The organism is Streptomyces boncukensis (genome assembly GCF_011045075.1).
GTDB classification, from domain to species: domain Bacteria; phylum Actinomycetota; class Actinomycetes; order Streptomycetales; family Streptomycetaceae; genus Streptomyces; species Streptomyces boncukensis.
The window spans coordinates 1-10,267 of the sequence record NZ_JAAKZZ010000266.1 but is presented as its reverse complement, the minus strand read 5'-3'; the positions used below and the strand labels follow the sequence as shown (position 1 = coordinate 10,267).

General features: G+C 72.3%; 9 protein-coding genes. 7 read left to right on the top strand and 2 right to left on the bottom strand.

Going from position 1 to position 10,267, the window contains the following annotated elements; genetic code table 11:
* Positions 1-89: 89 nt before the first annotated feature.
* Positions 90-395, bottom strand: coding sequence for a WhiB family transcriptional regulator (locus G5C65_RS22790; protein WP_165300774.1), 306 nt, complete (start codon positions 393-395; stop codon positions 90-92).
* 371 nt (positions 396-766) lie between these two features.
* On the opposite strand from G5C65_RS22790, the gene G5C65_RS22785 reads away from it, so the two are divergent.
* The 5 genes from G5C65_RS22785 (at position 767) to G5C65_RS22765 (ending at position 5,372) form a co-directional block, all read left to right on the top strand.
* The gene (locus G5C65_RS22785) at positions 767-1,378 is read left to right on the top strand and encodes a response regulator transcription factor (RefSeq protein ID WP_003948568.1); all 612 of its coding nucleotides are present in this window, start codon (positions 767-769) and stop codon (positions 1,376-1,378) included.
* Between the two features lie 379 nt (positions 1,379-1,757).
* Positions 1,758-2,372 (top strand): sigma-70 family RNA polymerase sigma factor, encoded by a 615-nt coding sequence (locus G5C65_RS22780; protein ID WP_277608091.1) that lies wholly within the window; start codon positions 1,758-1,760, stop codon positions 2,370-2,372.
* 93 nt (positions 2,373-2,465) lie between these two features.
* Complete coding sequence (gene guaB / locus G5C65_RS22775) at positions 2,466-3,971, top strand: IMP dehydrogenase (RefSeq protein WP_165300772.1); 1,506 nt, start codon at positions 2,466-2,468, stop codon at positions 3,969-3,971.
* Positions 3,971-4,234: a type II toxin-antitoxin system RelE family toxin gene (locus G5C65_RS22770; protein WP_206442158.1), complete on the top strand. Its 264-nt coding sequence runs from the start codon at positions 3,971-3,973 to the stop codon at positions 4,232-4,234. The genes guaB and G5C65_RS22770 overlap by 1 nt, the downstream gene beginning before the upstream one ends.
* Before the next feature lie 22 nt (positions 4,235-4,256).
* Complete coding sequence (locus G5C65_RS22765) at positions 4,257-5,372, top strand: GuaB3 family IMP dehydrogenase-related protein (protein WP_165300770.1); 1,116 nt, start codon at positions 4,257-4,259, stop codon at positions 5,370-5,372.
* A gap of 172 nt (positions 5,373-5,544) precedes the next feature.
* Here G5C65_RS22765 and G5C65_RS22760 read toward each other — a convergent pair whose 3' ends face one another.
* Positions 5,545-6,807, bottom strand: coding sequence for a nucleotide sugar dehydrogenase (locus tag G5C65_RS22760; protein WP_165300769.1), 1,263 nt, complete (start codon positions 6,805-6,807; stop codon positions 5,545-5,547).
* 225 nt (positions 6,808-7,032) lie between these two features.
* Between G5C65_RS22760 and G5C65_RS22755 the strand changes: the two genes are divergently transcribed.
* Both G5C65_RS22755 and G5C65_RS22750 read left to right on the top strand, forming a co-directional pair.
* Positions 7,033-8,739: an FAD-dependent oxidoreductase gene (locus G5C65_RS22755; protein WP_165300768.1), complete on the top strand. Its 1,707-nt coding sequence runs from the start codon at positions 7,033-7,035 to the stop codon at positions 8,737-8,739.
* Positions 8,740-8,998: 259 nt separating this feature from the next.
* A partial coding sequence (locus tag G5C65_RS22750) for a serine/threonine-protein kinase (RefSeq protein ID WP_165300767.1) occupies positions 8,999-10,267 on the top strand: 1,269 nt, incomplete at its 3' end.

Below are 10,267 nucleotides of genomic sequence, written 5' to 3'. Positions count from 1 at the left end.
GGGAGGGGGAGCTGAGAGGGGGCACCCGCGCGGGCGGCGCCCCCTCTCCTGGCACGGCGCCCTCCCGGACGCGTGGAGGAACGTTTCTCTCAGGGCTCGGGCGCCACCACGAGCCGGGTGCGCGCCCGCCCGAGCAGTTCCTCGCGCTCGTCCTCCGTCAGTCCGCCCCACACCCCGTAGGGCTCCCGCACCTGGAGGGCGTGCGCCGCGCACTCGGCGCGTACGGGACACCGCATGCACACCTCCTTCGCGGACGCCTCGCGCGCGCTGCGAGCCGCCCCGCGCTCCCCCTCCGGGTGGAAGAACAGGGAGCTGTCCACTCCCCGGCAGGCGGCGAGCAGCTGCCAGTCCCAGAGGTCTGCGTTCGGGCCCGGTAGGCGGGAGAAGTCTGCCATTGCGTATCCCCTTGAATCGGAGCGGTGAGTCAGCTGCGGGTCATCGATGCGTAAATATGACTCTTTGTGAATCTAGCGACCGTTCCGGAGAAACGGAAGGAATGAATCCAAATAGGGCACTTCGGAGTGGATGCCCAGGAGGACGAGTTCCCCGTGCGATGTTGCTGATCCGTGTACGGACACTCACGTAGAGTGCTGAACACGACGGCGGAAGGCCGTAACTCTTTCGGGTGACCGTCGTTGAGAGAGCGAAAGCGGTTGACGGGAAGCCGGTCCGGGCACGGGTGTCCGAGGCTGTCAACCACGCAGGTGACGATTGAGAAAGCAGCCTGGAGGCTCAAGGTGATGCGCATCTGCAGCGGAGGGCGGTCATGACTTCCGTCCTCGTATGCGACGACTCCCCGCTTGCCCGAGAGGCGCTGCGCCGCGCGGTTGCGACCGTGCCCGGCGTCGAGCGCGTGACGACGGCGGCCAACGGCGAGGAAGTCCTCCGCCGCTGGGGCGCCGACCGCTCCGACCTCATCCTGATGGACGTGCGGATGCCCGGCCTGGGCGGAGTGGAGACCGTGCGCCGGCTGCTCTCCGCCGATCCCGGCGCCCGCATCATCATGCTGACCGTGGCCGAGGACCTGGACGGCGTCGCGCTGGCGGTGGCGGCCGGGGCACGCGGCTATCTGCACAAGGACGCCTCGCGCGCCGAGCTGCGCGCGACCGTCACCCAGGCCCTCGCCGACCCCACCTGGCGGCTCGCCCCCCGGCGGCTGCGGTCCGCCGAGATGGGCGCGGCGCCCACCCTCACGGCGCGGGAGATCCAGGTGCTGGAGGGCATGAGCCACGGCCGGTCCAACGCGGAGATCGGCCGTGAGCTCTTCCTCTCCGAGGACACGGTCAAGACCCATGCCCGGCGGCTGTTCAAGAAGCTCGGCGCCTCGGACCGCGCACACGCCGTGGCGCTCGGCTTCCGCTGGGGACTGGTCCGCTGAGTCCTTCCGGCGGATCCCACGGGATCGGACCGCCCCGGTGTGCACCGGACACGTGGGATCCGCCCCTATTCGTCCCCCGCCGCCAGCCCTCTGCCTCCGCAGGTGCCGACCTGCGGCTTGATCGCGGGTTCGCGGGATCGCTGTGCCGAAACTTCGCGCTATGCCGCATCCTTGGAGAGTGACTCCTCCCCGGCTCCTGCCGGGGCATCCCACTCGGCCGCGAAGGACCTCAGCCACAGGTCACCGACCGGCGCGGTGAGTATCGACCTGAAAGGGGAGGGCTGGCGGAATGGGAACGGGCGCGCTGCGCGATAACGCTTCAGCTCACATCTGGGAGCGCGGTGCGCCGGACCGCGCGGCGGCGGTGCACCATGGACGGATGCGCGATGACGAGAACGGGCCGTCCCCGCAGGCCGTTTCCGGCCGGGGGGAGGCGGCCGACGAGGTCAGCTGCCTCGTCCGGAGCGCAGTTGAGGGGGACGAGCAGGCCACCCACGATCTGCTGGCCCGTGTCCACCCGCTCGCGCTGCGCTACTGCCGCACTCGGCTGACCCGACTTCCCGGTGACGCGCGCCACTTCGTCGACGATCTGGCGCAGGAGGTGTGCATCGCGGTGCTGTGCGCCCTCCCGCGCTACCGCGACACCGGCAAGCCCTTCGAGGCGTTCGTCGTGGCCATCGCCCAGCACAAGGTCGCGGATCTGCAGCGGGCCGCCATGCGCTCCGGAAGCACCGCCGTGCCCTCCGACGAGATGCCGGAGCAGCCGGACGACTCCCTGGGCCCCGAGGAGCGCGCCGTGCTGAGCAGCGACGCGGAGTGGGCCAAGAAGCTCCTCGCCAACCTCCCCGAGCACCAGCGGGAGCTGGTGCTGCTGCGGGTCGCCGTGGGGCTCACGGCCGAGGAAACCGGACAAATGCTGGGAATGTCACCCGGTGCGGTGCGCGTTGCCCAGCACAGGGCGCTGAGCAGGCTGCGCGCGCTCGCCGGGCAGTGAGCGGCGGCGGGCGCGCGGCCCGCACGCCGTGAGGGCACCCCTCCGCGCCCGATAGCATGGACGTCCGCGCCGGGCAAGCAGGGGAAAGGTGTCATGACAGAGAACGTCGACGGAGTGCCCGCCACATTCGCCACCCTGGGGCTGACGTACGACGACGTCCTGCTGCTGCCGGGCGAGTCGGACATGTCCCCGGAGGGCATCGACACCAGCTCCCTGGTCTCCCGCAATGTGCGGGTGAACGTGCCGCTGCTGTCCGCCGCCATGGACAAGGTCACCGAGGCCCGGATGGCCATCGCCATGGCCCGCCAGGGCGGCGTCGGGGTGCTGCACCGCAATCTCGCGATCGAGGACCAGGCCAACCAGGTCGACCAGGTCAAGCGCTCCGAGTCCGGGATGGTCGCCGACCCGATCACCATCCGGCCGGACGCCACGCTGCAGGAGGCCGACGCGCTCTGCGGCCGGTTCCGGATCAGCGGCGTCCCGGTGACCGACGCCGCGGGCAAGCTGCTCGGCATCGTCACCAACCGCGACATGGCCTTCGAGTTGGACCGCAGCCGCCAGGTGCGGGATGTGATGACGCCGATGCCGCTGGTCACCGGCGAGGTGGGGATCTCCCGCGACCAGGCCATGGAGCTGCTGCGCCGCCACAAGATCGAGAAGCTGCCGCTGGTGGACGGTGCGGGCACCCTCAAGGGCCTCATCACCGTCAAGGACTTCGTGAAGGCCGAGCAGTATCCGAACGCCGCCAAGGACGCCGAGGGCCGCCTCGTCGTCGGCGCGGCCGTCGGCGTCGCGGGCGACGCGTACGACCGGGCGGAGGCGCTGATCGCCTCCGGGGTCGACTTCGTCGTCGTCGACACCGCGCACGGCCACTCCAAGCTGGTCGGCGACATGATCGCGAAGATCAAGTCGAACCATCCGCGGGTCGACGTCGTCGGCGGCAACGTCGCCACCCGGGACGGCGCCCAGGCCCTGATCGACGCGGGGGTGGACGGCGTCAAGGTCGGCGTGGGCCCCGGCTCCATCTGCACCACCCGGGTGGTCGCCGGCATCGGCGTCCCGCAGGTCACGGCGATCTACGACGCGGCGCTGGCCGCGAAGGAGGCCGGGGTCCCGGTCATCGGCGACGGCGGCCTGCAGTACAGCGGCGACATCGCGAAGGCCCTGGTGGCGGGCGCCGACACGGTGATGCTCGGCAGCCTGCTCGCGGGCTGCGAGGAGTCGCCGGGCGAGCTGCTCTTCATCAACGGCAAGCAGTTCAAGTCGTACCGCGGCATGGGCTCGCTGGGCGCCATGCAGACCCGCGGCGACGCGAAGTCGTACTCCAAGGACCGCTACTTCCAGGAGGGCGTCAGCGGGGACGACAAGCTGATCCCCGAGGGCGTCGAGGGGCAGGTGGCCTACCGCGGCCCGCTCTCCGCCGTGGTGCACCAGCTGGTGGGCGGCCTGAAGCAGTCGATGTTCTACGTCGGCGGCCGGACGGTCCCCCAGATGAAGGAGCGCGGCCGGTTCGTCCGCATCACCGCCTCCGGGCTGAAGGAGAGCCACCCGCACGACGTCCAGATGACGGTCGAGGCGCCGAACTACTCCCGAGGGTGATGATGTACCGGGTCACGTACACCATTGAGGCCAGGGAGACCGTCGACTCCATGGCGCCGGAGCGGCGTGAGATGCTGGAGCGCGGGCTGGCCAGACTGGCCGAGGACCCGTATCACAAGGCATCGGCGCCGGTGGGGACGCACGAGGACGACCGGAAGGCGCAGGCCGCGCCGGGCATCCTCATCGAGTACCTGGTCGGCCACGGTCTGATGGTCATCGTGGTGGTCACGGTGTTCGACGAGGACCTGTATCTCGCCGACTGAGGACTAGCGAGGGAACGACGACGTGACTGAGATCGAGATCGGGCGCGGCAAGCGCGGGCGGAAGGCGTACGCCTTCGACGACATCGCCGTGGTGCCCAGCAGGCGCACGCGCGACCCGAAGGAGGTCTCGATCGCGTGGCAGATCGACGCCTACCGCTTCGAGCTGCCGTTCCTCGCCGCCCCCATGGACTCGGTCGTCTCGCCGCGCACCGCCATCCGCATCGGCGAGATGGGCGGCCTCGGGGTGCTCAACCTGGAAGGGCTCTGGACGCGGTACGAGGACCCGGAGCCGCTGCTCCAGGAGATCGCCGAGCTGGACGAGGCCACGGCCAACCGCCGGATGCAGCAGATCTACGCCGAGCCGATCAAGGAGGAGCTGATCGGCCAGCGGATCAGGGAGGTCCGGGAAGCCGGGGTGGTGACGGCCGCCGCGCTGTCCCCGCAGCGTACGGCGCAGTTCTCGAAGGCCGTCGTGGACGCGGGCGTGGACCTGTTCGTGATCCGCGGCACCACCGTCTCCGCCGAGCATGTCTCGGGCGCCGCCGAGCCGCTGAACCTGAAGCAGTTCATCTACGAGCTGGACGTCCCGGTGATCGTCGGCGGCTGCGCGACGTACACCGCGGCCCTCCATCTGATGCGCACCGGCGCCGCCGGTGTGCTGGTCGGCTTCGGCGGCGGCGCCGCGCACACCACGCGGAACGTGCTGGGCATCCAGGTGCCGATGGCGTCCGCCGTCGCGGACGTCGCGGCGGCCCGCCGGGACTACCTGGACGAGTCCGGCGGCCGCTATGTGCACGTCATCGCGGACGGCGGCGTGGGCTGGTCGGGCGACCTGCCCAAGGCCGTCGCCTGCGGCGCCGACGCCGTGATGATGGGCTCGCCGCTCGCCCGCGCCACGGACGCGCCCGGCGGCGGGCGCCACTGGGGCATGGAGGCGGTGCACGAGGAGCTGCCGCGCGGCAGCCGGGTGGACCTGGGCGCGGTCGGCACGCTGGAGGAGGTCCTGCTGGGCCCCTCGCACACCCCGGACGGCTCGATGAACTTCTTCGGGGCGCTGCGGCGGGCGATGGCCACGACGGGCTACAGCGAGCTGAAGGAGTTCCAGCGCGTCGAGGTCACCGTCGCCCGCTCCCGCTGACCCGCGAGAGCGCTCGCTGCGCAGGGGCTGCCCCTTGCGGCTCGCCGCAGTCCGCGGCCGCGTCGTGGCCGCTCGCGCAGTTCCCCGCGCCCCCGAGGGCGCCATGGTTCGCGGAGGTCACTGTGCCCCGCCAGGGGCTGCCCCCGCGCAGCCCCCCCGGAAGGCCGGGGGCTCACAGCCGGTAGGCGGCACCGGTGGGGCTGGCCCCCCGCGTGTCGAGGAGGAGCTGCGCCTTCGCGGCGAGCCCCTGCAGGTCGTAGGTGCGGTGCTGCTGCAGCAGCACCGTGAGATCGGCCGCCGCCGCGGCCTCGTACAGCGAGTCCGCACGCGGTACCGGCCGCCCCGCCACCCGCCACTGCGGCACATACGGGTCGTGGTAGCTGAGCTGCGCGCCCAGGTCCCGCAGCCGGGTCGCCACCTCGCGCGCCGGCGCGCCCTCCTGGTGTGCGACATCGGGCTTGTACGTCACGCCCAGCAGCAGCACGCGCGCGCCCCGCGCCGACTTGCCGTGCTCGTTCAGCAGCGCAGCGGACCGCTGTGCGACGTAGCGCGGCATCCGCCCGTTCACTTCCTGCGCCAGCTCGACCATGCGCAGCGGATAGCCGAGCGAGCGGCTGCGGTACGACAGGTAGTTGGGGTCGATCGGGACGCCGGGTCCGCCCACCCCGGGCCCCGGCCGGAAGGAGTGGAAGCCGAACGGCTTGCTCTCCGCGCAGCGGATGACGTCCCACAGGTCGATGTCCAGGTCGTGGCAGAAGACCGCCATCTCGTTCATCAGGGCGATGTTGACCTGCCGGTAGTTGGTCTCCAGCAGCTTGCACGTCTCCGCCTCGCGCGGCCCGCGCGCCCGTACCACCTTGTCGGTGAGCCGCCCGTAGAACGCGGCGGCGGCCTCCGTGCAGGCGGGGGTGAGGCCGCCGATGACCCTGGGGGTGTTGGCATAGCCGTGCCGCCGGTTGCCCGGGTCCAGGCGGGAGGGGGAGTACGCCAGATGGAAGTCGCGCCCGGCCCGCAGCCCGGAGCCGCGCTCCAGCAGCGGGCGCACCAGCTCCTCCGTGCTGCCCGGGGACACATCGGACTCGACGATCACCGTCGTACGGGGGCGCAGATGTGCGGCCAGGGTCTGCGCCGCCGTGCGGACGGGCGCCAGGTCCAGCGCCCCGTCCGGGCCGAGCCCGGTGGGGGCGCAGATGGCGGCGGTGCGCACCCGGCCCAGCACGGCAGGATCGGCGCTGGCGCGGAAGCCCCGGGAGAGCATGCGGCGCACCTCGGCCGCGGTCAGGAGGGCGTCGCGCGGCGGGCGGCCCGCGCCGAGGCCGGTGCGGGCCGCCTCGTCGGGCTCGTAGCCGATGGTGCCGATACCGGCCGCCGTGGCGGCGTGGGCCAGCGGGAGACCCGAACGGGCGAGTCCGAGGACTGCGAGATCTACGGGCATGACGGCGGACATCCCTTCCCCTGCCGACCCGGGGCCCGGCCCCGGGAAACGCGGTGAGTGGCGAGCGGCGCAAATTCAGGTTAAGGGCCAATATGAAAGATATGCCGGATTGCGGGCGCGGCGCAGCGGGCGACCGGCCAAAGTCGTGGAAATGGGGGACCATCGGGAGGGGAAACCGGGGGCGGTGTCAGGCGGAACACACCACGAGCACCACGGGAGGCAGCGGTGAGGACAGCGACACTGGGACCCGGCCAGCGGGCCGAGGCGCTGGCGAGGATGGCCGAGGACGAGTTGGATGTGCTGGTCGTCGGCGGTGGCGTGGTGGGCGCCGGCATCGTGCTGGACGCCGCCACCCGCGGCCTCAGCACCGGCATCGTGGAGGCGCGGGACTGGGCCTCGGGCACCTCCAGCCGCTCCAGCAAGCTGATCCACGGCGGGCTGCGCTATCTGGAGATGCTGGACTTCACCCTGGTGCGGGAGGCGCTCAAGGAGCGCGGGCTGCTGCTGGAGCGGCTGGCGCCGCACCTGGTCAAGCCGGTGCCGTTCCTCTATCCGCTGCAGCACCGGGGGTGGGAGCGGCTGTACGCCGGGTCGGGCGTGGCGCTGTATGACGCCATGTCGCTCTCCTCGGGGCACGGCAGGGGGCTGCCCACGCACCGTCACCTCACCCGCCGTCACGCCTTGCGGGTGGCTCCGGCGTTGAAGAAGGACGCCCTCGTCGGCGCGCTGCAGTACTACGACGCCCAGGTGGACGACGCCCGCTATGTGGCCACCCTGGTGCGCACCGCCGCGGCGTACGGCGCGCTCGCCGCCAACCGCGCCCGGGTGGTCGGCTTCCTGCGGGAGGGCGAGCGGGTGGTCGGCGCCCGGGTGCAGGACCTGGAGCTGGGCGGCGAGTTCGAGGTGCGGGCCAAGCAGGTCGTCAACGCGACGGGCGTGTGGACGGACGACACCCAGGGGCTGATCGCGGAGCGCGGCCAGTTCCACGTCCGGGCCTCCAAGGGCATCCATCTGGTGGTGCCCAGGGACCGCATCAACTCCTCGACCGGCCTCATCCTGCGCACCGAGAAGAGCGTGCTGTTCGTCATCCCCTGGGGGCGGCACTGGATCGTCGGCACCACGGACACCGACTGGGACCTCGACAAGGCGCACCCGGCGGCGTCCAGCGCGGACATCGACTATCTGCTGGACCATGTCAACGCGGTGCTCGCCGTGCCGCTCACCCGGGACGACGTGCAGGGCGTGTACGCGGGGCTGCGCCCGCTGCTGGCCGGCGAGTCGGACGCCACCAGCAAGCTGTCCCGCGAGCACACGGTCGCGCACCCGGTGCCCGGCCTGGTCGTCATCGCGGGCGGCAAGTACACCACCTACCGCGTGATGGCCAAGGACGCGGTGGACGAGGCGGTGCACGGCCTGGACCACCGGGTCGCGGACTGCGTCACGGAGGAGGTGCGGCTGTCGGGCGCCGAGGGCTACCCCGCGCTGTGGAACGGCCGCGCCCGGCTGGCGGAGAAGACCGGCATCCATGTGGCGCGGGTGGAGCACCTGCTGGGCCGCTACGGCTCGCTCATCGACGAGGTGCTGGAACTCATCGCGGACGACCCGAAGCTGGGCGAGCCGCTGCCCGCCGCGGACGACTATCTGAAGGCCGAAGTCGTCTACGCCTGCACCCACGAGGGAGCGCGCCATCTGGACGACGTCCTCACCCGGCGGACCCGCATCTCCATCGAGACCTTCGACCGGGGCACCCTGAGCGCCCGCGAGTGCGCCGAGCTGATGGCGCCCGTGCTGGGCTGGGACGCCGACCAGATCGACCGGGAAGTCGCGCACTACGAGAAGCGGGTGGAGGCCGAGCGCGAGTCGCAGCTCCAGCCCGACGACCAGACGGCGGACGCCGCGCGGCTGGGCGCCCCGGACATCGTCCCGCTCTGAAGGGCTCATTGCTGCCCGTATCGCCAGTGGTAAAGTCAGAAACCGCGTAGCTGGAACCAAGCGCGCAGTCCAAAACTTGTCGTCATACCCGGGCTGGTTCCAGCCCGGCTGGTGTCGATCGCCTCAGCCCCGCCCGTCCGTTGGGCGGGCGGGGCGGCGTGAGCCAGGAATCCGCCCCGCCCGCGGGGCGGAGGATGCACAATGAAGGCTCGTTCGAGGGCCCCGGCGGTCTCTCGTCAGAGGGGGCACAAGGGCAGTCATGAGCGAGGACACGGGACGGCTGGTAGGCGGTCGCTATCGGCTCGGGGATGTCCTCGGGCGCGGCGGAATGGGCACCGTGTGGCGGGGCGAGGACGAAGTCCTGGGCCGCACCGTCGCGGTGAAGGAGCTGCGCTTCCCGTCGAGTACCGACGAGGAGGAGAAGCAGCGGCTCATCACCCGCACCCTGCGCGAGGCCAAGGCCATCGCCCGGATCCGCAGCGGCAGCGCCGTCACCGTCTTCGACGTCGTGAACGAGGACAGCCGCCCCTGGATCGTGATGGAGCTGATCGAGGGCCGCTCGCTCGCCGACCACATCAAGGAGGACGGCCCGCTGCCCCCGCAGCGCGCCGCCGAGGTCGGCCTCGCCATCCTCGACGTGCTGCGCGCCGCGCACCGCGAGGGCATCCTGCACCGCGATGTGAAGCCGTCCAACGTGCTGCTGGAGGAGTCCACCGGACGCGTCGTCCTCACCGACTTCGGCATCGCCAAGGTCGAGGGCGACCCGTCCATCACCTCGACCGGCATGCTGGTGGGCGCCCCCTCGTACATCTCGCCGGAGCGGGCGCGCGGCAAGCCGCCGGGACCGCCCGCCGACCTGTGGTCGCTGGGCGGCCTGCTGTTCGCCGCCGTGGAGGGCCGCCCGCCGTACGACAAGGGCTCGGCCATCTCCACCCTCACCGCCGTGATGACGGAGCCGGTGCCCTCCTCCGAGCGCGCCGGAGCGCTCAGCGAGGCCATCGCCGGGCTGCTCGTCAAGGACCCGGAGAAGCGGCTCGACGTGAGCGGGGCGCGGGTGCTGCTGCAGCCGGTCGCGCACGGCCACACCGGTGTGGGCTCCGCCGCCGGTGCGGACGGTTCGCGGACGGCCGTGCTCCCCGCCCCGCCGGCCGGTGCGCCGTCCGCACCGCCTGTGCCGTCCTCGCCGCCCGCCGCCTCCGTGCCGTCCCCGGCGTCCGGGCAGGGCGGCGCTTCCCGTACGGGCCACTCGCCGGTGGCGGGGAACGGGGGCAGACGGAAGAAGCGCGCGGACGGCGGCAGTTCGGCCGACCGGCTGCGCGGCGCCCTGAAGAACGTGCGGAACGGAGCGGCAGCGGCGGCCTCCGGCTCGGCCCCGCCCGCGGAGGCACCGGGCACGGCACGGCAGGGGCAGCCGCCCGGGACCGCGCCCGGAACCCCGGGCGGCGCCCCCGGCTCCGGGGCCCGGTCCGCCGCCGCGCCCTCCCCGGCGCCGCCTGCGCCGAAGGCCGTTCCTCCGATCCCCGCCAGG